Annotated in this window: 16 protein-coding genes and 1 pseudogene; 7 read left to right on the top strand and 10 right to left on the bottom strand. The window is 38.2% G+C overall.

Features of this window, described 5'->3' with window-relative positions:
* Window position 1: 1 nt before the first annotated feature.
* The 3 genes and pseudogenes from ACIQ0C_RS15590 to ACIQ0C_RS15580 all read right to left on the bottom strand — a co-directional run.
* A pseudogene (locus tag ACIQ0C_RS15590) lies at window positions 2-1,207 on the bottom strand (CDP-glycerol glycerophosphotransferase family protein); the annotation flags it as partial.
* A 137-nt stretch (window positions 1,208-1,344) separates the two neighbouring features.
* Entirely contained in the window at window positions 1,345-2,883 is a 1,539-nt protein-coding gene (locus tag ACIQ0C_RS15585) for a glycosyltransferase family 2 protein (RefSeq protein WP_403061482.1), read from the bottom strand.
* 96 nt (window positions 2,884-2,979) lie between these two features.
* Window positions 2,980-6,309, bottom strand: a complete 3,330-nt coding sequence (locus ACIQ0C_RS15580; protein WP_403061479.1) for a CDP-glycerol glycerophosphotransferase family protein — start codon at window positions 6,307-6,309, stop codon at window positions 2,980-2,982.
* A gap of 917 nt (window positions 6,310-7,226) precedes the next feature.
* Between ACIQ0C_RS15580 and tagD the strand changes: the two genes are divergently transcribed.
* From tagD to ACIQ0C_RS15560, 4 genes are all read left to right on the top strand, one after another.
* Window positions 7,227-7,625, top strand: coding sequence for a glycerol-3-phosphate cytidylyltransferase (gene tagD, locus ACIQ0C_RS15575; protein ID WP_057278149.1), 399 nt, complete (start codon window positions 7,227-7,229; stop codon window positions 7,623-7,625).
* Window positions 7,618-8,781: a CDP-glycerol glycerophosphotransferase family protein gene (locus tag ACIQ0C_RS15570; protein WP_403061476.1), complete on the top strand. Its 1,164-nt coding sequence runs from the start codon at window positions 7,618-7,620 to the stop codon at window positions 8,779-8,781. The genes tagD and ACIQ0C_RS15570 overlap by 8 nt, the downstream gene beginning before the upstream one ends.
* A 279-nt stretch (window positions 8,782-9,060) precedes the next feature.
* On the top strand, window positions 9,061-10,101 hold the full coding sequence (locus tag ACIQ0C_RS15565; protein WP_403061473.1) for a C40 family peptidase: 1,041 nt from the start codon (window positions 9,061-9,063) through the stop codon (window positions 10,099-10,101).
* 280 nt (window positions 10,102-10,381) lie between these two features.
* Window positions 10,382-11,308: an LCP family glycopolymer transferase gene (locus ACIQ0C_RS15560; RefSeq protein WP_403061470.1), complete on the top strand. Its 927-nt coding sequence runs from the start codon at window positions 10,382-10,384 to the stop codon at window positions 11,306-11,308.
* Between the two features lie 20 nt (window positions 11,309-11,328).
* Here ACIQ0C_RS15560 and ACIQ0C_RS15555 read toward each other — a convergent pair whose 3' ends face one another.
* From ACIQ0C_RS15555 to secA, 3 genes are all read right to left on the bottom strand, one after another.
* Window positions 11,329-13,116 (bottom strand): LTA synthase family protein, encoded by a 1,788-nt coding sequence (locus tag ACIQ0C_RS15555; protein ID WP_403061467.1) that lies wholly within the window; start codon window positions 13,114-13,116, stop codon window positions 11,329-11,331.
* A gap of 242 nt (window positions 13,117-13,358) precedes the next feature.
* Window positions 13,359-13,820 (bottom strand): SLAP domain-containing protein, encoded by a 462-nt coding sequence (locus ACIQ0C_RS15550; protein WP_403061464.1) that lies wholly within the window; start codon window positions 13,818-13,820, stop codon window positions 13,359-13,361.
* Complete coding sequence (secA, locus tag ACIQ0C_RS15545; protein WP_403061461.1) at window positions 13,817-16,186, bottom strand: preprotein translocase subunit SecA; 2,370 nt, start codon at window positions 16,184-16,186, stop codon at window positions 13,817-13,819. Before secA ends, ACIQ0C_RS15550 begins: the two co-directional genes overlap by 4 nt.
* A gap of 253 nt (window positions 16,187-16,439) precedes the next feature.
* Between secA and ACIQ0C_RS15540 the strand changes: the two genes are divergently transcribed.
* Window positions 16,440-17,864, top strand: coding sequence for an alkaline phosphatase (locus ACIQ0C_RS15540; protein WP_403061458.1), 1,425 nt, complete (start codon window positions 16,440-16,442; stop codon window positions 17,862-17,864).
* A 296-nt stretch (window positions 17,865-18,160) separates the two neighbouring features.
* Here the strand turns inward: ACIQ0C_RS15540 and ACIQ0C_RS15535 are convergent, their stop codons facing one another.
* The 3 genes from ACIQ0C_RS15535 to ACIQ0C_RS15525 all read right to left on the bottom strand — a co-directional run bounded on the left by ACIQ0C_RS15535 (window position 18,161) and on the right by ACIQ0C_RS15525 (window position 24,149).
* Window positions 18,161-20,230 (bottom strand): SpoIID/LytB domain-containing protein, encoded by a 2,070-nt coding sequence (locus ACIQ0C_RS15535; protein ID WP_403061455.1) that lies wholly within the window; start codon window positions 20,228-20,230, stop codon window positions 18,161-18,163.
* Between the two features lie 323 nt (window positions 20,231-20,553).
* Window positions 20,554-22,563: a penicillin-binding transpeptidase domain-containing protein gene (locus ACIQ0C_RS15530; protein ID WP_403061452.1), complete on the bottom strand. Its 2,010-nt coding sequence runs from the start codon at window positions 22,561-22,563 to the stop codon at window positions 20,554-20,556.
* Between the two features lie 149 nt (window positions 22,564-22,712).
* Window positions 22,713-24,149 (bottom strand): magnesium transporter CorA family protein, encoded by a 1,437-nt coding sequence (locus tag ACIQ0C_RS15525; protein ID WP_403061449.1) that lies wholly within the window; start codon window positions 24,147-24,149, stop codon window positions 22,713-22,715.
* A gap of 467 nt (window positions 24,150-24,616) precedes the next feature.
* On the opposite strand from ACIQ0C_RS15525, the gene ACIQ0C_RS15520 reads away from it, so the two are divergent.
* The gene (locus ACIQ0C_RS15520) at window positions 24,617-24,763 is read left to right on the top strand and encodes a hypothetical protein (RefSeq protein ID WP_403061446.1); all 147 of its coding nucleotides are present in this window, start codon (window positions 24,617-24,619) and stop codon (window positions 24,761-24,763) included.
* Between the two features lie 28 nt (window positions 24,764-24,791).
* Here ACIQ0C_RS15520 and ACIQ0C_RS15515 read toward each other — a convergent pair whose 3' ends face one another.
* The gene (locus tag ACIQ0C_RS15515) at window positions 24,792-25,109 is read right to left on the bottom strand and encodes a hypothetical protein (RefSeq protein ID WP_403061443.1); all 318 of its coding nucleotides are present in this window, start codon (window positions 25,107-25,109) and stop codon (window positions 24,792-24,794) included.
* A 548-nt stretch (window positions 25,110-25,657) separates the two neighbouring features.
* On the opposite strand from ACIQ0C_RS15515, the gene ACIQ0C_RS15510 reads away from it, so the two are divergent.
* The gene (locus ACIQ0C_RS15510) at window positions 25,658-26,551 is read left to right on the top strand and encodes a tetratricopeptide repeat protein (protein WP_403061441.1); all 894 of its coding nucleotides are present in this window, start codon (window positions 25,658-25,660) and stop codon (window positions 26,549-26,551) included.
* The last annotated feature ends 88 nt before the right edge of the window (window positions 26,552-26,639 follow it).

Raw genomic sequence — 26,639 nt, 5'->3', positions numbered from 1 at the left:
ATTACACAGACCTTCCTAAAAACACTTTTTCTACGACACGGCGTGAAGCCTGGCCATCCTCGAGTGCACAAAACCGCTCGTGAAAATGATTGATATCATTGGTATTTTCATATTTCATCGTCTTGATACTATCAATGACCGCATCAGATGTTTTGACTAACAAACCTGGTGCATTCTTTTCGAAATCAAAGTAAAACCCGCGAAGCTTGTCCCTGTAATTTTCAATATCATATACATAGAAAAGCATCGGACGCTGTAAATTTGCGTAATCAAAGAATACGGATGAATAATCGGTTATTAATAAATCCGAAATAAGATACAAATGACTAATATCTTCATAACTGGATAAATCATAGGCGAATCCTTGAAACGCCGATAAATCCAAGTTCTCAGAAACCAAGTAATGAAGACGGAGCAAAATGACATACTCGTTCCCCAATTCCCGTTTCATTCGATCCAGATCCAGTTTTATTTCAAACTTATATTTTCCCTTGCTATAAAACTCATCATCCCTCCAAGTTGGGGCATATAAAACGATCTTTTTCTCTATTGGTATACCCAACTTCTGTTTCAATGAGTCGATTGTATCACGATTATTCCCGTTGTAAAGTATATCATTACGAGGATAACCCGTTTCCAGAATTTTAGAGGCATCGACATTGAAGGCCCGGGCAAAGATTTCACTTGAATAAGCGTTCGGTGAAATTAAATAATCCCATTTACTTGATTCGGCATGGAAATTTTCTTTATATTTATCCGTCGTTGTTCCAGGCATATGAACTTCATTCATATCCGCTGCAAGTTTCTTTAATGGAGTACCATGCCAGGTTTGCAAATAGATCGTGTGCCTCGGCTTCGGAATCCAAAGCGGGAGCCTGCTGTTCGTCACCCAATAACGGGCCCTTGTCATTTTGAGCAGCCAACTGAATGAAAAACGATCGAGATATGGAATGCCTGCCTCTTCGAAAAGAGCTGCATATCTTTTATCTACGCTCCAGTACATTTTATATTCAGGATGGTTACTCTGCAAGTATTCATAAATCGCCCGGGGATTACAGCTATACTGCTTGCCCAAAAAGCTCTCAAAAATGACAAGCTTCTGGTCCACTGGCAACACTGTGCCCGCCAATGAAAAAGCCATTTTATATCCTCTTAAAATAATTGCTTTAGCCTTATTTTTAACTAGCGATAGAAAGGAAGGTCTCTTTGAGGTTTGTACATTTTCATTTGACATATCCGATCTCCCTTTTTATTGATTAATGATAATTGAACCATGCTAATTTCGAACTAAAAATAAGCTCACCCAATAAAAGGGAGAGCTTATTTTTGGCGTACTTTTAACAGCTACTCCAAAGACTTTATTGCCAGTCCCAAATTATTTGCCACTGTTGTATAAAACTCCACATTTTTCTTATTATACGTCATCTTATTTTTAAGGATCCTTTTAATATTCACCAATTGATAATCATTGTAGCGAATGAACACGGTAAATAATGACATTTCCATTTTATCAATTTCATCTAAAGAAACAGTAAACTGACCTCTATTACCTTCTATTTGAACTTCGCAATTGATTTCATTGTCAATTCTTTTTCGATCACGTATCAATACAGAATCTATGTTGTCTATATCATCACCATAAATCTCAAAACTTTGGTGGTAGACATTATCCATGATGAAAGAATCCATTGCACGGGCAAGCATCGGTATCCTGATAAAGCGATATTCATCTTCCAGAAATGGAAGTTCATAATATGGTAAACCATCTTTAATATGATACTTTTTATTGGAATCCCGCTTTAACCATTCAAATAACTTTACGAAATCCCCAATGCGATCCCCCATGAATAATTCAAGAGCTAATTTATAAATAGGCACCTTAAATTCATTCTTAAAGTCATATGACAAGTTTTTCGCAGTTTCGACAGCTTCCCTTAACATTTCTATAAAATCTTCTTTATTCTTGGATTTCACGAAAGTTTGGCTGTCGAACGTTTTGACAATATCGTACTCATAAATCCGGTTAAGGGCCGCCTTTTTCAATTCAATGGCAATGTCCTTGGATTGAATATACTTTATTATGTCAATATCCGCTTTTCTTTTTTCCAACACATTCGTAACACGTGTTAAAGAAGAGGGATTTTCTGAAGTCCTATTGACATAATAAATAGGTTTTTTAGTAGTTGATACTGCTCTGACTTTAAAGAAAACATCAGTAAAAAACCATTTATCTTCACCGAATTTCATATTCGGAAAACCAATTTCATTTTCTTTAACCATAGGCAGATTCATCATCCTGGCCGTTGGACCCATATGATAAAAAAAGTGCGGAACATCCATTGGGGTGATGCTTCTTCTTTCTTTAATGGAAGCAAACTCACCGATGACACTCTCTGCCTCAGATTCGACTTTTACCGTTTTGCCCACAACATAATCATCACCGGTTTCCTCCAGGATGTTATAGAGGCTTTCCAGTCCATCATGGGCAAGCCAGTCATCCGCGTCTAAAAAAGTTATATATTTGGATGTTCCCAATTCTATTCCAATGTTTCTGGGGGTCCCAGGTGACCCATTATTTTCTTTAAGAGTAACTGAACAGATATTTTTATATTTAGCTGTATACTCCTGAATGATTTTATTGGTAGCATCAGTCGAACAATCATCAATAATGATGTATTCAATCTGATCTATACCCATGGTTTGGTTTATTACTGATTCAATCGTTTTTCTGATGAATTTTTCAGCATTATAAGCAGCAGTGACTACAGTGACTTTTTTTACTTTTCCTAAAAATTTATTCCTTAAGCCTACAGGATTATTTTTTATTGAAATATTACCGCTCTTTAAAAGTTCCCTCGCTTTTTGACGTACCAAGAAATTCATACGATTCCCTCCTTTTAAGTAGAGGTAACATAGATGTTTCTATCAGGCAGCCAGTTACCAGTTACTTAAAAGCAACAATACCCTTTATTTAAGGAATCAATCATTAAAAAATTTATCCACGATTCTCTGTGTAGCTTTACCATCCTCTATTCCACAATACTTCTCTCTAAATAAACCATATCTCTCTTTGTATTGCATGTTTATTTCATCAATATTGGTAATAGTATCGATAATCTCCTCAGTCGTTTTTAAAAATGGACCTGGTGCTTCCTTTTCAAAGTCCATATAGAATCCACGGATGTTATCTCTGTAATCTTCCAAGTCATACGTGTAGTATAAAATCGGCCGGGCAGTATTAGCAAAATCGAACATTACGGAAGAATAATCCGTAATCAATATATCAGAAATCAGGTAAAGTTCCTGGATATCCGAATAATTGGATACATTTATCACGAAATCCTCGAATTCGCTTGGAATGCTGAGATTATTACTTATAACAACATGCATCCTTAACAAAAGGATATATTCATCCCCTAGTTCTTCCTTCATTCTTTCCAAATCAAATTTCAGCTCGAAAATGAATTTATTGTTTTTCGAAGTTTGATTATCCCGGAATGTAGGAGCATATAAGATGACTTTTTTCCCTTTCGGTATCTTCAGTTTTTCCATCACAGAGTTGGCAATTATTGAAGCATCTTCCTTGTAAAACAAATCATTTCTTGGATATCCCGTTTCCAGTATTTCCCCTTCATATTTGAAAGCACTCCTGAAGGCTTTGGATGCGTATGGACTTGGTGATATTAAATAGTCCCAAGTTCTCGTTGCACCATGCACCCGATTCAAGTACCCCTCGTCTCTTCCTTGAATATTGTCTATATCAAACAGCATTTTTTTCAAAGGGGTACCATGCCAAGTCTGAATATATGTCGTTTCCTTCCTTTTGCTTAAATAGGTAGGGAAGTTTTGATTATTTATCCAATAACCTGCTTTGGCTAAATAATAATAGTATTCCGGGCTTAGACGTTTGATCAGCTTCGTATTTTTGCCTTTTATCGGCAAATTACCATTATACACCCAAACTTTTTTATATTTATTATCCCTTTTGACCAGTTCTTCATAAATATACTTGGGACTATCGGAGAATTGCTTCCCTATCCCACTTTCAAAAAGAATAAGGTTCCGGTCAACCGGTATGATCCTGGACATGATCTTATAAACTTTTTTCATGACAGGGAAATACTGTTCACTTTTCCTAAATCGATTCATGATGAGTTTTGATATCGGGTGGTTATATAATTTAATAAGTGAATTCTGATCTTTCTCTGCATGTTGAATCACTTCGAATATCCTTGAATTAGAATGGACATCGCGATATTTAATAAAACGGTTGGCCTTATCGATATACTTTTTCTTCATGACAAAATCAGTGTTGGCGTATTCGGCTAATACACCTAACAATCCATCCAATTCATCAACGATTTCACCCGGAAGATCGTTATCCAAATCCAAATGTGACGGTCTTTTCCCTATGAAACGATCTCTATCAAATTGATAGTATATAACCGGTTTATGCAGGAAACTAAAGTCAAAAGCAACACTTGAATAGTCCGTGATCATAATCGCGCTTTCTTTAATTAATCTTTGGACATCCACTTCACCCTGACTAATCACCCGAACTGGGGCATCTTTAAAATAAGACGTGAATTTCTGCATATTGGGGTGAAGGCAAAAAATGATTTCAAACCCATTATTTTTAGATAACTCATGTAACACCGGGTGATTCACCAAGTTCTGATACCTTTTAAAATACTCGCTTTCCAAAAATATTTCATCGGATGTAATCCAATCTCGCCATGTTGGAATGATCAATAATTGCCGCTTTGTTAAAACATCATCCTTAAACAGTGAGTCGAACCTAGAAAGCCCGGTTGTGAATACTTCCTTTTCGTTGTACCCAAAATCCGTTACAATCATATCCTTTTCGAAGTCTGAACTCACTAGAAAAACATCCGTACTAAAACCGGAGGCTGCATTTTTGCCGTAGTTTGCCACCATATTCTTAGTGCCCATAACACCATGTTGAAGAAATACCTTAACTCCCTTAACACGATTTTTAAATTCAGATGTTCTTAATGGATATAAATAATCCGGATGATGTGATGAAATGATACGTGTAGATTCCATTGTTTTTTTAATATGATCCTTTGACTTGAAATAAAGTATATTTCCAAAGAGCTCGACGTTCTTGGCTTCCACGGAATTTTCTTCTATTACATAATACACTTCTTTTTCAGGGTGGTTTTCCCTCATATATTTAAAAAAGTGATATCCGGTATCCTGGGCTTTATAAGTTCTTTCACCAATTAGCCAAACATCCTTTTTCTTTTTAAATAAAGCCAGAAAACGCCTCCACCCCATCATCTTTTTTAAATATCGATAACTTTCTGTAGAGAAGTTAAACACTTCCAAAGATAAATTGGATGCTTTAAAGGTATAATATGGATTGACGATGGCAACTACATTATTCGAGCTGACATCGGTCTTTTTTGTAAATAATTTAGTTCTGGTGGTTGGTCTTCCGACGCGTACCATTTTCGGCTCTTCCTGATCATGTAAATGTAATTTCATGTAAATGTCATATACATCATCTTCCAAATCCGCACTGACTAATTGTTCTAAATCCAATTTCAAATCATAGATATAACGATTCAGTCCAAATTTCTTAATATTCATTTCCTTATTATGAATAAAAGATATATTTGCCTGATATTCTTTGCCACTTTGTCTTCCTCTAACTAGGCCCTCGCCTTTTATGATCGCGGAATGCTTGGTGAAGATTTGACCATTAACTTGCATGGTTTTCGAATTGTTTTTGATTTTTTCAATTTGAGACTTAATCTGAACTTTAGGGACTTTATTGAAGTAAAGAGATATATTCCCTTTATTGGTAATCGAGAATATACTTTGTTTATCTTCATAGGTGCAAATACTTAAATTGTTCGTGTATGTCTCCTGAAAACGCCCCAGACGAATTGGAAATTCAATATGAACCTGTTCGTTCACTTCTACATATTCAGCTTTATGTTCGATATTAAGTATTGTTTTTTTGCTCAGCTTTTCAACCGGAACGGCTACCTTTATATAACAGTCATAAACAGTCGGTTCATCATCTGCTAATTTCCGCATTAAATCTTTCATATCTACTCTAAACTCAAATTTAGATGAGCTCACTGATTCAGCTATTTTTATTTTTTGATCTTCGTTTTCCCTAGAATATAGCCATAGTTCTTTTGCGCAATAATGTTCTATTGAAAATTCTCCTTTTATCAATAGCATATTTTCCTCTTGCGCAATGGTCAGAACTTGTTTTAGCTTAATTTTAGGAGTTTTTTTTGCTTTCCCTTTTCCAAGAAGCTTTTTAATCATTTTAGACCACCTATAACAAATTATTTATTTAAATAAAAATGAATCATTCATTGTACTTTAAAATCATAAACTTTTTTCGGTTTTTCCTCAATATCATTAAACAGACAGGGGGATCACCCATATATTCCCTTTGAGTCTTCTTATGAACAAAAAAGACTATCGGGTTGATTCATTGTCGAAAACGAACATACTAAAAACTAAAAAACCGTAAAAATCATATGCATGTCCTTCCATGTTGCCAGAATGGAAAGGGAATAGCAAAAACATATCTTTTAATTACAAAGAAGGCTTCTTAATAATCAAAGTGAACGCTTTCAAAACAGGCCAACTGTTTATCCTTGCCCTTCATTAATTGGAACCATAAAATGTTAAGCGATAGATTTAGGGCCTGTAGATGACCCATCCTCTTTCCTTTATGCGATTCTTCCGCTTCACATTCACTATTAGAAAACAGGGATTCATGAAGCTCCTCTAGTTGTTCTCTACTAAACGTGGTAAAATTGTGTGTGGCCTTTCTGATTGCAGCAAGGATAATGAAATCTTTCTTCATTCATTAATGTGAGGAAAATTATTTTTAAATACCATTCAGTATAAATCCTTACATTAATTATAGACACTTTATTATGCCCTTTAGTGTAATGCAAATTAGTCAACATTTAATTTTAACTTAAAAATCAATATTTACAATAATCATCAATGTAAAAAAATGTGGTTTATTTGTAAAAAAATTGTGGTTTATTTGTAAAGCTATTAAGTTATAATTAGTTAGAGAATGTCATTGCCTAAAAATATAGAAAAACATCAAGCAGAATTGAAATGCTAGTTGCCTGTTTTATTGTTCCATTTCATATTCTATTAGACCAAATATATATTAATTGATTGAATAACAGTTTAAGAGTCTTAAAGGAGGAATAAAAATGAAGAAAGTAATCACTTACGGAACCTTTGATTTGCTTCATTGGGGGCATATCAATCTATTAAAACGCGCTAAAGATTTAGGGGATTATCTGATCGTTGCCATTTCAACGGATGAATTCAATGCTTTAAAAGATAAAAAAGCTTATCACAGCTTTGAAAACAGAAAAATGATCCTTGAATCAATTCGTTATGTGGATGAAGTCATACCTGAAGACAATTGGGAACAAAAGAGGGAAGACATCGTTCGTGAAGGTGTGGATATCTTTGTAATGGGTGATGACTGGAAAGGCCAATTCGATGAATTATCCGAAGTTTGTGAAGTGGTCTACCTTCCAAGAACAATCGGCATTTCGACTTCCCAAATTAAAGATGACCTTCTACAAGTCACTAATGGCTAAAGAATTCGCGATAGGGATTTATCTTTTTTGTTTCAAAGTTTTATTCTCTATCTTTAAACTTTTCCCTTTATATGACAAAACGACCTTTGTCACATCATTCGGGGACAATTGCCAATATATCGCAGATGAAATGGACAAGCAGGACATTTCCGTTCAAAAGGTATTTTTAATGAAATCAAGCAGTTCTATACAAGTTAAGGACGATGGGGAAACCATCGTCCTTCCGTTTGAATCAAAAAATATCAGTGCCATGATCCGATCGATTTATCATCTGGCTACATCAAAATGGATTATCATCGATAATTATTTTGGCTTTCTTTCAGCCATTGCATTCAAAAAGCAAGTGACCTGTGTCCAAGTGTGGCATGCGGCAGGTGCCATTAAGCAATTCGGAGCAAAAGATCCTTCCATTAAAAACCGTTCAGCCGGTGCAAGGAAAAGATTTTTTGAGGTATATAATAAATTTGATTACGTTACTGCAGGTTCGGAGAGAATGGCCGAGATTTATCAAGAAAGTTTTCAACTGCCGGCATCCCATATCCTAAGGACCGGGATACCTCGGACCGATTTCTTTTTTAATGATGAATCAAAAAGAACTGCCCGTAATGCTTTGCTGGCCAAGTATCCAGAGCTTGAGCATAAGAAAATCATATTATATGCCCCTACATTTCGTAATGACGGTTTGAACAATGGAGAGATTGCACTTGATTTGGAATTGCTCTACAAGGAACTTAAGGGCGAAAATTATGCGTTAGTACTAAAATTGCATCCAGCTGTAAAAGCGGAGCATGATTTACAAGATAAATTCCCGGGATTCATTTACCCTGTCGATAGTGATTTTCACGTTAATCAACTGCTGATCAGTACGGATCTTTTAATAACCGATTACTCATCGATTCCATTTGAATTCTCTTTCTTGGAAAGACCCATGATATTCTTTGCATATGATTTAGAAAAGTATGTGCAGGAACGGGGATTCTGGGAGGATTACTCCTCTTCCATGCCCGGACCCGTGGTATCTACCACAGAAGATCTCTTAAGGAAAATCCGTACCGCCAATCATTCATTAATGAAGATCGCATCCTTTAACCAAAAATGGAATGAGTACTCCACGGGAAATTCAAGCAGGAATTTAGTTGATTTCCTTTTTAAATAAAACCACCCACTTCGTAAAACGAAGTGGGTTTTCTTTTTTATGGAAATTTACAATCCATAAACAGAGGTATTTTTACAGGGAATGACAAATGAAAACGCAAGACTCCACAATGTGAAAAAAGACTCATAATATAGAAAATATTGTAGATTTCAATACTCAAACACCACCAATATAAACCAGTAAAATAATACTATTTTCCCCTTGTAACAAAAATGTAATATGTTTAAACCCATTTATTTTGTTAGAATAGGGAAAAAGACATATTTGAGGTGGAAAATAGTGAAAAAAAGTGTTGTCGCATTTTCGACATTAGCCATTTTATCTTCGACTTTTGTTTCTCCTGCCCTTGCCGGTACATATACAGTTAAAAGCGGTGATAACTTAAGTAAAATCGCCCAGAAGCATAATACGACGGTAAAAGACTTAAAACAGCTTAATAACTTAAAATCAGACTTCTTGAGAATCAATCAAAAATTAATTACACCCAACTCCAAAACAACATCAAATGCTTCTTCAGTTTCCGTGAAAACAACAAAGAAAACCACATATACCATTGTTTCAGGTGATACCTTAACCAGGATAGCAAACAAGCATAACCTTACACTTGCTGAATTGATGAAACTGAATAACTTAAAATCCGATAGGATTTATGCAGGAAACAAACTTATCGTATCCAAATCAACCACCACCACTACCATTGATTTACCCGGCAGCTCCAACCCATCCAATGGTACACAGACCCCAGCCAATTCGTCTACATACATTGTGGTAAAAGGTGATACTCTTTCCAAAATCTCCAGAAAAACGAACTTGACTGTGACCCAGCTTAAATCAATCAACTCGTTAAAATCCGATTTAATCAGAGTGGGTCAAAAACTGAAATTAAGTAAATCGGCTAGCACTGCCCCTGCAGATAAAAACGATGGCGGAAAAGTGGATGCCCCAAGTTCGGGGAACAAAGTGGCCAAGCTCGTTTCCGAAGCAAAAAAATTAATTGGTACACCATATTCGTGGGCGGGTTCCTCCCCATCAGGTTTCGATTGCAGCGGATTCATTTACTATACGTTCAAGAAGGCTGGGTATGATGTTCCAAGGCTTTCATCGTCCACATACTATGATATGGGTAAAAAAGTCACTTCACCGAAAAGCGGCGATCTTATCTTCTTTGCAACGGGTTCCAATAAATCAGTCATAAGCCATATGGGAATCTACTTGGGCGGCGGGGAATTCATTCATGCCTCATCAAGTAAGGGAGTAACGATCAGTACTACCTCAAACTCTTATTTCAAAAGTAAAATCATCGGTTATAGAAGTTTATAAGATTTACTTGCCAGACTTTCTCTTAAAGTCTGGCAATTTTATGTCAAAAGATTCATAGCTTATTTATCTCTGGCTATACAATTTTTGAAACAATCGAATGATGTGCAAACGAAGGAATTTAGAATCCTTCGTTTTTTTAGATGAAAAAAGGTAAATATGCACTCTAACTACAAAAAGAAACTATTCTATTTTTGACAAAAAAAAGGTATAGTTAAAAATACCGACTAGGTACTTTTTCACACCTTCCATTTTTGTGGGATGGTTAAGGGAGGAATATTAAATGAGATCCGAACATAAAAAAAAGAAAAAGAAACGCAAAACGTTTAAAATAATCGGCTTCACCCTTCTTATCCTTTTCATTGGCGCAGGTGTTTATGGCGCTTCAGTTTATCAATCATTAGCCGGTGCGATTAGCACTATGCAGGGTACAGCCCATAAAACGGATAAACGTGTAGAGGACATCAAGTTCAAAAGCCAAGATCCATTTTCATTACTGATTCTTGGTGTGGATGAAAGAAAAAATGACTCAGGTCGATCAGATACGATGATTGTCATGACCGTTAATCCTAAAAAAGAATCGATTGAGTTATTGAGTTTACCGAGAGATACGCGTACAGAGATCGTCGGTAAAGGTATAAATGATAAAATGAACCATGCCTATGCGTATGGCGGTGTCGCCATGTCGATAAATACAGTGGAATCCTATTTGGATATTCCGATTGATTATTACGTCAAAATGAATATGGAAGGCTTTCAGGATATTGTGAATGCTGTTGGTGGTGTCACAGTCGATAATGATATGGACCTTGCCTATAAAGGATTTACCTTCAACAAAGGCACAATCGACTTAAATGGTAAAGAGGCCTTGATTTATTCCCGAATCCGTAAAGAAGATCCCCGCGGGGATTATGGACGGCAAATGCGGCAACGCCAAGTTATCCAAGCTGTCATGAAAAAAGGGGCAAGTCTGTCAACACTTACTAATTATGACGATATATTCGAAGCTCTAGGTAAAAACGTGGAAACCAATTTAAGTTTCAATGAAATGTTGAGCATTCAAAATAACTACAAATCATCCCTCAAAAATATTGAACAATATACACTTGAAGGTGACAATCAACGGGTAGATGGCGTTTGGTACAACATCGTTCCAGAAGATACGAAGCTTCAAGCCCAAAATCGTGTTAAAACACATTTGGGATTATAATGGAAGGAGGATGGCTTTTATCAGTCATCCTCTTTTTTTACCTTTTTCTCACTTTGTTTAAAGTAATCGGAACGTATCACTTGATCACTCAGATCAATCTCCTTTTGGTCTTCTGGTGAAAATCCTTCGACCTTGCCTTCCCCATTTATTTTCATTTGAGAACCATAATCCCCTTTTAATATCAAAGCATCGCCCTCTTCGCCATCCAGCATGCTCTCTCCGAAGTATGAAGAGCTCTTAATATTGAACAGATCATATAGAGTTGGTAAAATATCGATTTGGCCCGCTACCTTATCAATCGTTCTCCCTTTCATACCCTCCTGATAAATGATCACGGGAATGGGCATATATTTTTCAATCCACTCTTCATCGCTAATTTTACTACCGTAATACGCTTCAACCTCGTGTTTATCTTTTAAAAATAGCCCATCATGATCTCCGTAAATGACAATCACGCTGTCTTTCAACTTCCCGCCGTCCTTCAACTTCTTCACGAAATCCCCGATTGCTGAATCTGTATAATGAATCGCTCCAAAATATTTAGTCAGGTAACTATTCTCTTTTCCAACTTCAGACTTCAATGTTATCTGTTCCTTCGGCAGTGAAAAAGGTACATGGCTGGTCAAAGTAACGAAAAAAGCGTAATAGGGGTTTTGTTTATCTTTTAAGAAATCATAGCTTTGGTTGAAAAAACTGCGGTCTCCCAAGCCCATCGAAATCATTTCATCCTGCTGCATATCCTCTATGGAAAGATAGTCATCAAAACCTAGCGAGGGATATGCATGCTGCCTATTCCAAAAGTCTTCTTCATCTCCGTGGAAAGCAAAACTTTGATAATCCGACTTCTTTAATTCCGTGGCAAGACCAGGAAAATCATTATAAGGGAACCGAAAAAAGGTCGCACCTTGCTTTAAAGGAAATAGTCCGGTATTCACGATAAGCTCACCATCAGATGAATTTCCAAATACCGTCTGCGGGTATACACGCGGGAAATACAATCCCCCTTTCGCCAGTTCATTCATGAATGGCGTGACCTCCTGCCCGGCACTGGTTTGAAAGAGCGGAAACGCCTGTAAAGATTCAACCTGGATGATAATGAGATTCTTCCCCTCCAAGGATCCAGAATGGGCATTTTCCTTTCTTTTCTTTTTATTGAAGTGTTCAGAAACTGCCTTCTTTTCTTCCGAAGACATTCCATGCCTTCCCAAGTCGGTAAAATAGGCATACGTATCCAATGCATGATGACCGATGGGACCCCAGTTTCGCAAGAAGGTATTCGCCTCATAACGCATGGTTATATCCACTTTGTCGATAAAGATATTCTTGATCGGTTTTAATCCTGCTATCATCAGGAATATTACGGCCGGCACAAGTGCCATATGCTTGAGGGGGTATTTTTTCTTCACAAATGACTCAGCAATTGGAATGCCTGTCAGAAGAAAGATCGCATCCTTCATTTCCATCATACTGAATATACTTTCACCAAGCCCATTCAGGTTGCTTTTTTGCATCCACATATAGGATGTTATAGGTGTCGAATAATAACGATAAAACCAGATGTCCCCAAGGAAAAAGGCCATGATCGAAAAAAGGAAAACTGAAAAAATGGTGCCCTTTACGATTCCATTCGATATCCATTCCTTCAGATAAACAATAAAACCGGCAACACCGATGATTATCGTAATTATTCCAATAGAAAGATCGTTACCCATCCTATCATTCGTATAAATGAAAAGTATGGCCACGATTGAGAATGACAATAATTCAAATAGCCTCTCCTTCAATCGTTGATTCAGGTTATTCTTCATGCTCCTGCCACTTTCCTCTTCATTATTACCAAGCCTTGGTTAAGCCTGATTGCGGAAGATTACTTATAAATATTACTTAGCGTTGCCATTTATGAGAAATTGCACACAGAAAACGGCATAAATATTTAGCACTAATGACTTCCCTTATAAACAAAAAGCCTTCATCACTAAAAGGATGACGGCTTTGCTTTGGCACTCCGGCAAAAAGCTGCAGATTGCCGCAAGTTCATGCGGTTGTTTTCCTACTTTCTCTTCCATTCAAAAGCAATCTTCCAACCTTCATCAGGGATTGATTCGGCCAAAATATCTCCTTCCTCGAATAAGAAACGCCATGGCATGCTTGAAAGTGCTGGTATCTCACCAAGCTCTGTGAAATCGAATGACTTTTTTGCCAGTATTTTTCCATCTCCATCAACTAAAAGTAAATCCACGATATCAAACCTGACAGCTTTCTCTATTGAATTTCGTAGAAAAGCTTCTATGATTACATCATCTTCCACCCTAGTCAGCTTAATGCCGGATATTGAAATTTGGTTCGGTTTTAATGCAGGCAGCCTTTGATAGTGGAATTTATATACATATTCCTCTTGCTTGGAAATATCCCACCCCTTATGAAACATCAGCACAGTATGAACGGTGTCATCCTGATCTGTTAACTTATATACATCTGAAGCTGCATTATCCCTTTTTCCCAATAAACTCATCGTTCCTCACCCTCCAAAGAAGCTGCATCTTCCTGATTGCTTTTAATATAGTCCATAAAACGGATGCTTATCTCCGCCTCAATTTTACTTAATAGAAGGTTGAATTGACTGAGAGCTGCTTTTTCAAACAACGTATATGGGTCCTGCTGACCATATCCGCTTAAGCCAATGCCTTCCTTCATACTGTTCATTTCATCTAAATGGTTCATCCAATTTGTATCGATGTGCTGCAGCATGAATGCGCGCAACTGATTTCCCCATTCTGCATCGTCTTGAAAGATCACCAGTCTCGATTCCAATTCACCTAAAGCCTCCAACGCCTTTCCTTGAATTTGACCTTCTATATCCTGCAAATCACTTGCCTGCCAACCTAATGACAGGAAAACAAGGAATAGCTCTTCCATAAAGTCAGAGGAATCAGGCTCCGCTAAATGTTCACGGTAAGTGAGCCGAGTAATGTACTTTTCGATGTATTCAAGTAAAATGGCCGACATCCGAACAGGCTCCACATCCAGAATCCGATCCCTCATTGCATAGATGATTTTACTCTGCTCATTTAATGCATGTTCTAACTTCAATAAATGGTATCGGCTTGATTGATGCATCTGCTCTACCGTTTCCTGAACCATTTTAACGAATTTATCGGGTGCAGGGCTCAGCACCAACCCATTTTCATCCGTTTTGATTTTCTTGATATAACGTCCGATTTCTTCTTCATCATAAAAATCAAACAAATCATCTTCCAAAGAAATGATGAATTGTGTTGAACCAGGATCACCCTGCCGGCCGGAACGTCCTCTTAGCTGCATATCGATCCGACGGCTTTCGTGTCGCTCCGTACCGATAATATGAAGGCCGCCCAATTCCTTGACACCATTCCCAAGTAATATATCCGTTCCTCTCCCAGCCATGTTCGTAGCCAGCATCACTTGATTTTTTTGCCCGGCATTCGCAATGATTTCCGCTTCATCCTCTTCCGTCTTTGCATTAAGGATTTGATGTTTAATTTTCCGGTTGTCCAGATGAACCGAAATTTTTTCAGATTGCTCAATGGAGGTCGTCCCGATCAGGATAGGTCTGCCTCCTTCATGAATCCGTTTTACTTCCGTGACGATTTTGTTGATTTTGCTGGTTTCATCTATATAAATCAAATCAACCTCATCAACTCGAATAATAGGCACATTAGTTGGAATTTCAATGACGGGGAGCTGATATATTTCCTGGAATTCAGACTTTGATGGCATGGCACTCCCTGTCATCCCAGACATTGAATGATATAATCGAAAATAATTTTGGACGGAAATCATAGCCTGTGTTTCATTCTCTTCGGAAATCTCCAATCCCTCTTTTGCCTCAATTGCTTGATGAAGCCCATCACTGAAGCTTCGCCCTTCCATCACCCTGCCTGTGAATTTATCGATGATTGCAATCTTTCCATCGATGACAATGTAGTCCACATCCATTTTCATGATTGCATGGGCTTTTAGCGCCTGTGTAACATTATGTAATAACTCTTGATGTTCCATTCCATACAGATTGTCGATACCAAAGGCCTCTTCAATCTTGGAAGCACCTTGATCCGTGAAAAAGGCGGACCTTGACTCGATGAAAATCCCGTAATCATCCTTTTCTATAAATGTCTTCATCATTTGCGCCGTGATCCGGTGAAGCTCGGTTCCGTCGCTTGCCCTGCCCGCAATGATTAATGGTGTCCTTGCTTCATCAATCAAGATGCTGTCAATCTCATCGATAATGGCAAATCGGTGTCCTCTTTGAACCTTGTCTTCCCTTCGGTAAACCAGATTATCCCGCAAATAATCGAAACCGAACTCTGTTGCCGTCCCATACGTGATATCTGCCGCATACGCTTCACGTTTCTCGGAAGGTCCCATTTGGGAAATGTTCAAACCAACCGACAATCCTAGAAATTCAAGAATCTGTCCCATTAACTCTTTATCACGTTTGGCCAAATATTCATTGGCCGTTATAATATGCACACCATTTCCGTACAGTGCATGTAAATAGCTAGACAAAGTAGAGACAAGTGTCTTCCCCTCGCCCGTATTCATTTGTGCAATGCCCCCTTCAACCAGGACAAAACCGCCTGCAAGCTGAACATCATGGTGCCTAAGATTCAATACTCGCTTGGAAGCCTCCCTCACGACCGCAAAAGCTTCGGCTTGTATATCCAATATATTATCACCAGCATCCAATATGCTTTTAAACCTATCCTTCATTCCGCTTAATTCCAGATCAGAATATCTTTCATATTTACCCTCTAGCCGATTCACTTCTTCTACCAACTTATAAATTCTCTTCAAGTCTTTAGAACCTTCTTTGAAGAACTTTTTCATACTGGATAGCATAAGGGTTTTCTCTCCTATTATCTCAATTGAACTTTAGTGAAATTATATCAGTTAAGTATTTACTGTTTAAATTATCACTCACATTGTAATTATATAGAAATTCTTTCTTTTTTTGAAAGATAAATTACGCAAAAACCGACTGGATGCCGCTAACAGCGCTAAAAAGATTAGCTCCATCCTGAATATCAGAGAGGGGTTTTTTTATCCATTTAAACAAATAATAGAAAGACTTTCACCCAATGGAGGATAACAGATGAATAAGACATCCAGACATAAACTTGCACAGCCGCATCGTTTTGGATTATTGGTGCTTATAATTTGCTTTTTTTGCATGAGTTCCCCTATTCAAGCAGAAACACAAAACACCCCCAAGAATGTCATATTGCTGATTGGCGACGGCATGGGGTTAGGGGCAATAGAAATTGCCCGGCAATTGGAATATGGAAAGACAGGTGTACTGCATTTGGAAAAACTGGAGCATGTTGCCCTGATGCGCACGTATTCCGCCAATAATTACGTCACTGACTCGGCAGCAGGAGGGTCAGCGATTGCCACTGGTATAAAAACCAACAATGAATCAATCGGTGTCGATGCCAATGGTTCCGAGGTGGATAGTGTATTGGACGCTTTTCAGAACGAAGGAAAAAAAGTCGGGATCATCTCAACCAATATGGTAGTCGATGCCACACCCGCTGCCTTTGGTGCAAGTGTGCCTAACCGCTGGACAGGTGGCGCAAATATCGCAAGGCAGCTCTTTGATAAACGGATCGACGTCATTCTCGGCGGTGGTGCCAGTTATTTCGAGGCGGAGAAGCAGAATGGCGAGGATCTAATCGCTAAATTTAAACAAGCTGGCTATGGGATTACGACGACTAAAGAAGAACTTAGTTCCATTAATGAACCGGAAAAACTTTTAGGATTATTTCACCCTAACTATATGAATTTTAAACTGGATAAAGAAGTATTACATTCTCAAGAGCCATCCTTGCCCGAAATGACATCCAAAGCTTTGGATATTTTATCCCGAGGTGATAAGGGATTTTTCTTGATGGCAGAAGGTGCGCGTATTGACCATATGGAGCATGCAGCCGACATCACTGGAATATGGAAAGAAACGATCGAATTTGATCAAACCGTGAAAGAGGTTGTAAATTGGGCAAAAAATCGAAATGATACGTTGATCGTAGTTCTTGCAGACCACGAAACAATGGGGACCTCCGCTTCTGAAACAATGGATATCACTGCATTGAAAAAAATCAGGGTTTCATCTGAATATATGTCGAAACAGCTAACATTCGATAAAAATAATGAAATCAATCCAGAAAGTGTCGTTTCCACATTCAAAAAGTATGCACATATATCCCTTACGGATCAGGAAGTCGATCAATTCATCGATAACGTAAGAAAGAATAAAACGCTAGTTTATCCGCAGCATCAAATAGATTGGGAAATCGGAAGCACCATCGCCAGGCACCATAAGGCGGGCGTAGCTGATCGAAGCACACGGGCGGCCAGTTACACAGGAGGGCACACAGCCAATATGATCCCCGTTTTCGCCTCGGGTCCAGGCAGTGAAGCCTTTGATGGAGTCATTGAAAATACCGATATCTCAAAAATCATTACAAAGGCCGCCGGTGTTCCGTTCACACCCGGTCAGCATAAAACAAAAGAGGAATGAGTACATCATTCCTCTTTTAAGATTCTCATTAACTGGATTTTTTTCGGTTTTTATTTTTATTGAGGTCCGTTAACTCAAGTTATGGCGAAGTTTGTGGGCTTTACTCGTGAGTTTCCGCCTTTTACTCGTGAATTTGGGGCATTTACTCGTGAGTTTCCGCCTTTTACTCGTGAATTTAGTATATTTACTCGTGAGTTCCGAATTTCACTCTGAATTCGCACTTTTTACTAGTGAGTTTGATGAATGCCATAATAAAAAAGAGCAAAAAAAGACGCCATGATTGACGTCCTGCTCATTCATTTTTTTACATGTTTTTTTAATACATACCCAATTTGGCTTCCCTTTTTCACTTTGTACCATTCATCTTGTTGAGCCAGGATCGTTATGGATTGGTCCCTGTATAGATTCCCAACCGTTTCAGAAGATGCATTTCTGTTTTCTTTAATAGATAATTCGCTTGCTGTCACTATTCCCGTCGTCTTCCTAATCGAGATTTTCGTTGAAATGGTTTTCTGATTGTCACTCTTATCCTTAGCTGAGATTGTCACCGTATATATCCCGTTGGACATATTTTTGAAATCCCATGTTGCGGATTGCCTGCCTTTATTGAACTGGCTTTCAGAAAGGATGCCAACAACCTTACCTTTACTGTTCTTAATTTTCACTGTTACATTAGTGTTTTCATTAATTGTATACGTTATGTTCGCTTTCTCGGTACTATAGTCGCCCGCTGTTTTGATATCGGTGATTTTCGGTGCCGACGTATCTTTACTGATCTTAATCGGCATTGTTTCCATACTTTCATTCCCGCCTCGGTCCATTGCTGATATTTCTGCTTCATATGTACCGTTACTTACCGCTTTTGTGTTCCAGGTTGCTGAATGGGTACCCTTTTTCATTGTTTGGTCATGGACTGGGGTAGCTAAGGATTTACCTTTATAATCTTTAATCGTGAGTGTTACCACAGCATCTTCTTTTAGGGAGTATGTGATTCCAACCTCATCACTTAAATAATCCGTTTTCCCTTTCATGCTTACTGTATTCGGTTCCGCCTTTACGACAAGATCCGTTTTAGATCCAGCACCTGGTCCATATTCCTTTTCTATAGTTGTATCAGAATAATAAAACCCCAAAATATCTTGATAGGATTGCCCTGCTTCCGCTCTGTTTTTCGCCCCAAACTGACTTAGCCCGACACCATGCCCATATCCTGACCCTTTAATTGAAATTTTGGAGTCACCGGAGGATGAATGGTCAACCAGATAGCTTTTCATCACCTCTTGCCCAAGCATGCCCCTGATTTTGGAAGCCGCTACATTAGTAAGCTTAACCCTTTGCTGCAAAAGCTTCCCCCTGTCATCAACGAGATCCCTTACATAGAAATTCAATTGGATGGAACCCTTCGTTACACGGCCTCCCGTTTTTTCATCTAAAAAAGTTAAAAAGGGAATCTCCGTTATTTTAATATCTTTCTGCGCATATCCATTATTCTTCAGCCAAACCTTAAGCTTCGGCACAACCGTTTTATCTTTTTCCTCTACACTTGTCCACCATTCTTCCGGTTTAGATAAATCCATTTTTGAAAGGTCGATTTGCTGCTTGTCCAGCGTTATCTCCCAACTGGTTTTCGGATCAAAGAAATCTTCTTTTATAGATAAATATGCAAGGGGGTTGCCACTTGACCAAACATTTGAATTCGATTCGGTCATTCCTCCATTGCTTGAGGAAAAGAACGCTTCGATTATTTCGCCATCATGCTTGATTACCATGCCCTTTGTCTGTTCAATGGCTGAATTAGTTCGATAGTGACCGGCAGCCCCGCCATATACTTGGTAAGAAACCGTATCATCAATTATTGTGGATTGATGGCGAAGTGCATAAGTCCGGGCGGCAACCGCCTGTGCTTTTAAGGCCTCGGCATGCCATAGTGCAGGCATCTCCAGAGGGACGACGCCCTTTAGATAATCTTCCATGTAAACAGTATTGATTGGCCGGATGTAACCGTCCTCCACTGTAAATGAAAATGAGCCCTGATACGGACGGCCATTAATGGACAATGATCCATCACGTTTAACTGGTATTACCTTAAAGGAACCATAAGATCCCGTTTTCTTAAAACCTTTGTATACGGCAAGTTTATCCGACTCCACTTTCAAAGTCAGATTTTCCCCCGCCTTAATGAATAACTCGCCCCCTGATGTACGGTAGTCACCGGTTGCCGTTATTTTGACGCTGGTTCTATTCCCCAAATAATTCTTGAGTTTCACTTCCATCGTTATATTCTCTTCTGCTGCCGTTGCTTCATGAGAAGGAAATGCAAAAAAAATGATAAAGAAAGCGATAAACAAATACTTTAAACTTCTCATTCCTTTTCATCCTCACTCCTAGTCTATTTATCCTTCAAGTCTTTATCCTGTTCAATCCATCGGCATGTGGTAACATAACGGCCTGGATGATGTCACTGCTGCAGAAATCATGATTTCAGGACTACATTGGGGTGCCGGGTAACTTGCAAGTTTCTGAACTCCCTTTTTACATTCTGTATGTACGCCCCATTATCCTTCAAATCAAGCTTCATTGTCGTAACAAATTGGAATCCACAACCAAAATAAAAGCAGGACATGGAAGAAACCAATGTCCTGCTTTTTAATGTTAAATACTTGCCCAGTCCTGTTGGGTGACTTTTTTCTTACTTCAAATACTTCTTCAACACCGGTTTCATATGATCGACAACGACATGGCTGCCGCCTCGTCCTTTTACATCTTCCATCATCCATGCCATGAGAAGTTCCGGGTCTTCTGTGTCCATGGCAACAAACCAGCCATTTTCTGTTCCGTCAGCATTTTTGGATGCCTTGATTTCAGCAGTTCCCGTTTTGGCAGCGATTTTGATGCCAAGATCAGCTATTCCATGTCCGCTTCCCTTAGGATGCTCCACTACTTGTGTCAGCATCTTGGTGACCTGATTTGCTTGGTCTGCAGATATCGCATTTTCTTTCCATATTTTCTTTTCCATTTTATCTCCTGTTATTAAGAAAGGTACCGGGATGTTACCTTCATTCAAGAAGGCTGAATAGGTCATGGCGAGATGGAGCGTGCTCATTTGAACTTGCGCTTGACCATAACCTGCATCGGCCAATCGTCCCTCACTGTCGATCTTGCCGATGCTCGATGCTTTGATCGGATAATCATAATTCAAAGACTCATCAAATCCGAAAGCCTTGAGTCCATTTGTGAATTTTTCCTTTCCAAGCCCGAGAGCTTTTTGGGCAAAGTAAATATTGTCTGAATAAATTAATGCCTTATCCATATCGATTGGAACACCAGGGTCCGAAACCCTTGTAATGGAATGATCTTTCCATGTCGATTTGGCCCACGTTTTCCCTTGGATATTGATCGACTCTTTCGGATCCACACCATTTTTCAAAGCGATCGCCGCAGTGATGGCCTTTATGGTTGAACCAGGTGCAAACGTCGAACTGAAGCGGTTCAGAAGTGGCTTTTTCGGGTCTTCTTCAAGCGCTTTTTGTTCCGCTTTCGTTATTCCGAAAATATATTTATTAGGATCGAATGACGGACTTGAAACAAGTGCAAGCGTTTCGCCTGTCTTCGGGTCAATTGCCGATGCCGACCCCCCGGCTTCGTTTTTATATTGCTTGAAGATATCCTTTTGAAGCTCGGCGTCGATGGTCAATGTAATTGTTTCTCCCTCTTCAGCAGGCTTTTCAGCAATCACTTTTTCTACGCCATCTTCGGTTTTAATGAAGATTTTACCGCCTGGCTTGCCTTTAAGCCGCGCTTCCAACACTTCCTCAAGACCTCGCTTGCCAATAACATCACTTGCGGTATATCCTTTTCCTTTCAATTTCTCCAGATCCTCGGCTGATGCCTCACCGACATATCCGATTAGATGGGCAGTAGCCTCTTTATACGGATATATACGCTCTTCCGTATTATTGACGGATACCCCTGCAATACTCAATAGCTTTTCCAAAGTTGCGGTATTATCATTTGACATTTTCTTGATGGGCACGAAATAGCTTGGCTTTACCCATGTTTGTTTTAATTTCTGATTCACTTCGTCGGTGGACATATTGAGGATTCCAGCGACCTTTTTAACCGTTTCGGATTCGTTGGCCATTTTCTCCGGCACGATTCCCACTTCCGCTACCGTTCCATTCATGGCAAGGCCGCGTTCATTTCGATCGACAATTTCCCCCCGAATGGCTGGATACGATTCAACCGATACCTTCTCACCGGCTTCCAATTGAGGGAATATGTAGCTTTCATCCCACTTGATGTACCAATTTTCTTTCTCGCCTTCCCCTTCCTTGACAAGTGTCGCTTTATGGTCAGAGCTGACAGCACCCGCCATAGTGGACATATCAACGGTATATGAAAGGCTTACCTTTTCTCCATCTTTATGGTCTTTTTCTTCTTTTGGCTGTTTATAGTCCACCTTTAATTGGTCGGCTTCAATGCCCGTATAGATTTTTTCATAACGCTTCTCAAATTCATCCGCACTGATTTCTTTCTTTGTCTCAGGTGACAGATAATCGTACATTTTCGCAAAATCTTGTTTATTCCAAAGCTTCGTGTATGCCGCAAAGCGATCTTCCGGACTTGGCTCATCCGAGCATCCGGCCAGGAACAATACGCTCATCAACAATAAGCTGGAAACTAAAGCTAGTTTCTTCATGATTTCCTCCTAATGAATAGTTAGAATGATATACCTATAGTTTAGCAAAATATTAGGGGAATGGGGGATTTCGCATACCGAATTTCTTTATTTTTCTAATTAACCATGTTTTTTCTAAAACAAAAGTCCCGTACATCGTGTACAGGACTTTAAAGCATTCTTTTTTTTCGGCTTTTTTTCTCTTGCAGCCATTTTTTCAGGAAGATAAAGCCCAGGATGCCCGAAATGATGAGACCGCTTGTCGTTACAATGACAGCTACCCATTCGTATAAGGTATAATCCATATACGCTTTCCATGGTAATTTCCCTTTCCAATCTTCAATATATAGATTCATTCCGAATATCCCGGAGACCACCGTATAAATCGTTAGTATTTGTAAAAGATAATTACTTCTTTTCCCAGCCAATTTATCCTGATTTTGATAAAGGTAGGAAAGTGTTTCCTTCACTTCACTGTAGAGAGGGGCAATCCTGAAGGCTTCATCCGTTTTTTTGAAAAGCTCTTTACCGATTGCCATACTATTCACTTCAGTGAATAAGTACTTTGCAGAAAACTCAGTGATCATGAAAATCAGCTGTTCTGTATCCGATTGATCTTTTTCCACATCTATCTGGGAATGTTCATGAGACAATTTAAGCAGTACGATCTTATAATAGAAGAAAAGCAGCAATGTATAAAAATGCTGGCCGTACATTTCACTTGCCAGTTCCTGTTCCAGTTTACCTGTCGCTTTCGTGACACACGCGAAATGATACATGCTAGTTACATAATAAGTCTCCTTGCCCCACCTGTCATATACCCTTTCTTGATAATACTTTTCTATATAATCAGGGTTTAATGCGCCTATATACGGCTCACCATCATTGTCATACCCGTTCAGCTCACTGATCCGGAATAAATCATTTTTAGAAATATCACGATTCTCAGGGAATGCCGTATAACTGATCACATACATTCTTTCATCGATGAAAAAGGGCAAACTGCCAAAATAGGTCGGATCCGCTTGTTCTTCATCCATATATTCCTCAATTGGCGGCAACAGTTCATTGAAGATGAAATCCTTCACATGTTCATACTGATTTTCCCGGCAGCCAACTTTCGTTTTTTCTTCATCATCAGCAATCGGTTCGAGGATTCGGAATGTATCGCCAAAATAGAGCACATCATTATGTGAAAGCCCTTCAGGTAAAGTAACACGAAGATTCATCATGCCAATATGAAATGGACATATGAAGATATCTATAGAGTTAATAATAAATGGGGTATTTAGATAGGGTGATTCGAAGGTACAATCAATATCCAGTTTTTTCGTGAAACGCCGCAAGCCTTCCTTCTGTTTTGCATTACCCGGAAATAAAATCGGTTCGATGTATGGCATGAAATACTTTTCCAATTTACGGTGTGAAACTTTATGTCCACCGTAAAATTGATTTTGTTGTTCCATATCTTTCAAGTTCAAAAAAACGAAATTGTCCTCAAGCAATTTTTCCACAAACTTTTCAATCATTTTTCCTTCGAGCGTAAATGGAAAAATGAACTGCTGGAAAGTTCGCTTCGTGGGATCATTCTTCACTTTCATATCCATAAAATATATTCCTCCGATTAAACTGCGATAAACACAGGTTTAATTCATCTTCTTTCTTATATTTCCCCATGTATATACAAACAAAACGAAACATAATATAGAAATAAAGTGGACAAATCATCCAAATACAAAAAGATCCCCCAAGCAAGTGCTCGGGGGCCATCGAAAAGAGTTCTTCAACCCTCTTCACTTTAGGGTACTAGAAACTGATGTTTCTAATGAAAATCCGATATTCGGACCATTTTAGCATTTTTTTCAAGTATGATAAAACACGAAATTCCTCTATATTTAGGCTTTACCACTTATTATTATCCATTTAATCCTTATATGCAGGGATTGACAGATGAAAATATAACTCTAGGAATAATCACTTGATCTTTTTGTTAAATATTTTTATCCCTTTATGAGGAAATCACGTTTTAATTAATAAAAAATGGGTAAATAAAAAAATGCAAAGGAGAGACATCATGAAATCCGATAGAAATAAACAACACTTTAAATTTTTTGAAAGAACAAATAACGACGCTAAACCAAGTGAAAGGAAACAAATGAGCGATTTCATCAAAAAGAAAATGAATGCTCAAAACTCTCATTTAAATGATAAAAACTCATGACATGTGGGATGTCATGAGTTTTTATCGTTTAAAATGCGATTTCATTTCCCTGATGGTTGTGCTTCACACATTTTTTGATACCGATTACATTCAAAAAATGTTGAATTTTCTTCATTGAGGTAGCCTGATACTCATCTACAATGGAAAACTCTTTAATATAAGCGATTTTTTCTTGTACATCTGTATCTATATGATCTTGGCTATATTCTTTTTCATCTGATTTTTGGCATGTGTACACCACAGCTTCACCAATATTCCTTGTTGCCTTATCAAAATAAAAAGAAAACACAATGGCACATTCATCATCGTAAAAAGAGGGTTGAACTTTCATATTAATATCAATCATTAACCTTACACCTCTCTCCGTTTTGTTATTTACACTATAACAAAATCATTAAAAGGGAATAGGCGTTCCAAACTACCCTCGCGTTTCTTCCACACCTACCAAATGGACCTTACACTCCCCATTCATAGATAATTATAACTACAGGAATATGCGCAAAAGAATAATCATTTAAAAATAATAATAAAAAAAACATCTTCAATTGAAGATGCTTGAATCAGTAATAGGAAGCTTCATTTACTTATTTATATAAACCTGGAAGTTCTGCGTAAAGGCCTGGTAATTCGCTTGGGACAATAACGAAAGCAGCGATGATAAGAAAAGATACGACTAATGCTTTAGTACTTTTTTTCATAGGTCATTCCTCCTTTTCTTTAAAAAAAATATTGGTTAAAATAGAAATTAATTCTATAGTTATATTTAACCACACTTCTTAAAACCATATATTTCGACTAAAGAATCTATTTAAACCGTTCAGGACCTGTACATACCGCTTACACCGATTTTTCATAACAAAATATAACTCTAGGCATATTTTAAGGAGAATCAAAATGGATTTTTTTGCAGTTGGACAAAAGATCAAAGAGCTACGTAAACAAATCGGGCTTTCCCAGGAAGAGTTGGCAACCGGTATTTGTACACAAGCACAGATCAGTAAGATTGAAAAGGGCGATGTCTATCCATATGCATCCACTCTCTATTTAATTTCCCAACGTTTAGGCGTTGATGTAAACTATTTTTTCGATATTGGAATGACCCCTAGGCTGGATTACGTGGAAGAAGTGATTTATCAATTAAAAATAGCCAGAAGAACCCGAAATTATGAGGAAATGCAGCAAATTGTAAAGGCTGAGGAAAACAATCCCCTCTTTCTTCAGAATAAAAAGAATCATCAATTGATTCTTTGGCACAAGGGAATATACGAATATGAAAAAAATAAAGATTTAGATAAAGCCATCGAATTCATTAATCAGGCCATAGCCATTACCCATACGACAGACAAAATTTATTCGGAACGGGAGCTTGAAATCTTAAGCAGCCTTGGTGTAATGTATGTAGCCGAAGAACAGTACGAAAATGCATTCGCCTTGTTACGGAAAGCTTTAGATCACTTGAAAGCCCTGCCCTTTTTGACGGATAAAACGCTTAAGACACGCCTATCCTATAATTTCGGCAGAGTGTTAACACGCCTGGGCCGATACGAAGAGTCCATTGCCTGCTGCCAAGATGCCATAAAGTGGTGCCTCGAACATGATCAATTATATGCTTTAGCGGATTTACATTACCATTTAGGGTATAATTTGGAACTCGTAGGTAACTTTGAAGAGGCAAAAGAGTACTTGGAAAAGTCAGCGTTTCTATTCAATTTACAAAATAATCATGCCTTTGTTACATTCATCAACAAAAAGTTGGACAGTTGGAAGAATGAAATGAAAATAAACTAATTCTATATTTTAAAGCCATTCCCACGGGAATGGCTCTTCCCATTACCCAAGAATATGTATAATCCCACACTCATCATTTTCAAAACCT

Source organism: Peribacillus sp. NPDC096448, assembly GCF_044762675.1.
Taxonomy (GTDB): domain Bacteria; phylum Bacillota; class Bacilli; order Bacillales; family DSM-1321; genus Peribacillus; species Peribacillus frigoritolerans_B.
The sequence above is the reverse complement of the archived record's forward strand: the minus strand, read 5'-3'. Positions and strand labels throughout refer to the sequence as shown.

Bases quoted from the DNA above. Each gene is read 5' to 3' on its own strand.
- ACIQ0C_RS15585 (WP_403061482.1), bottom strand. From the start codon at position 2,883: ATGAATTTCTTGGTACGTCAAAAAGCGAGGGAACTTTTAAAGAGCGGT.
- ACIQ0C_RS15580 (WP_403061479.1), bottom strand. From the start codon at position 6,309: ATGATTAAAAAGCTTCTTGGAAAAGGGAAAGCAAAAAAAACTCCTAAA.
- tagD (WP_057278149.1), top strand. From the start codon at position 7,227: ATGAAGAAAGTAATCACTTACGGAACCTTTGATTTGCTTCATTGGGGG.
- ACIQ0C_RS15570 (WP_403061476.1), top strand. From the start codon at position 7,618: ATGGCTAAAGAATTCGCGATAGGGATTTATCTTTTTTGTTTCAAAGTT.
- ACIQ0C_RS15560 (WP_403061470.1), top strand. From the start codon at position 10,382: ATGAGATCCGAACATAAAAAAAAGAAAAAGAAACGCAAAACGTTTAAA.
- ACIQ0C_RS15555 (WP_403061467.1), bottom strand. From the start codon at position 13,116: ATGAAGAATAACCTGAATCAACGATTGAAGGAGAGGCTATTTGAATTA.
- ACIQ0C_RS15550 (WP_403061464.1), bottom strand. From the start codon at position 13,820: ATGAGTTTATTGGGAAAAAGGGATAATGCAGCTTCAGATGTATATAAG.
- secA (WP_403061461.1), bottom strand. From the start codon at position 16,186: ATGCTATCCAGTATGAAAAAGTTCTTCAAAGAAGGTTCTAAAGACTTG.
- ACIQ0C_RS15540 (WP_403061458.1), top strand. From the start codon at position 16,440: ATGAATAAGACATCCAGACATAAACTTGCACAGCCGCATCGTTTTGGA.
- ACIQ0C_RS15535 (WP_403061455.1), bottom strand. From the start codon at position 20,230: ATGAGAAGTTTAAAGTATTTGTTTATCGCTTTCTTTATCATTTTTTTT.
- ACIQ0C_RS15530 (WP_403061452.1), bottom strand. From the start codon at position 22,563: ATGAAGAAACTAGCTTTAGTTTCCAGCTTATTGTTGATGAGCGTATTG.
- ACIQ0C_RS15525 (WP_403061449.1), bottom strand. From the start codon at position 24,149: ATGGATATGAAAGTGAAGAATGATCCCACGAAGCGAACTTTCCAGCAG.
- ACIQ0C_RS15520 (WP_403061446.1), top strand. From the start codon at position 24,617: ATGAAATCCGATAGAAATAAACAACACTTTAAATTTTTTGAAAGAACA.
- ACIQ0C_RS15515 (WP_403061443.1), bottom strand. From the start codon at position 25,109: ATGATTGATATTAATATGAAAGTTCAACCCTCTTTTTACGATGATGAA.
- ACIQ0C_RS15510 (WP_403061441.1), top strand. From the start codon at position 25,658: ATGGATTTTTTTGCAGTTGGACAAAAGATCAAAGAGCTACGTAAACAA.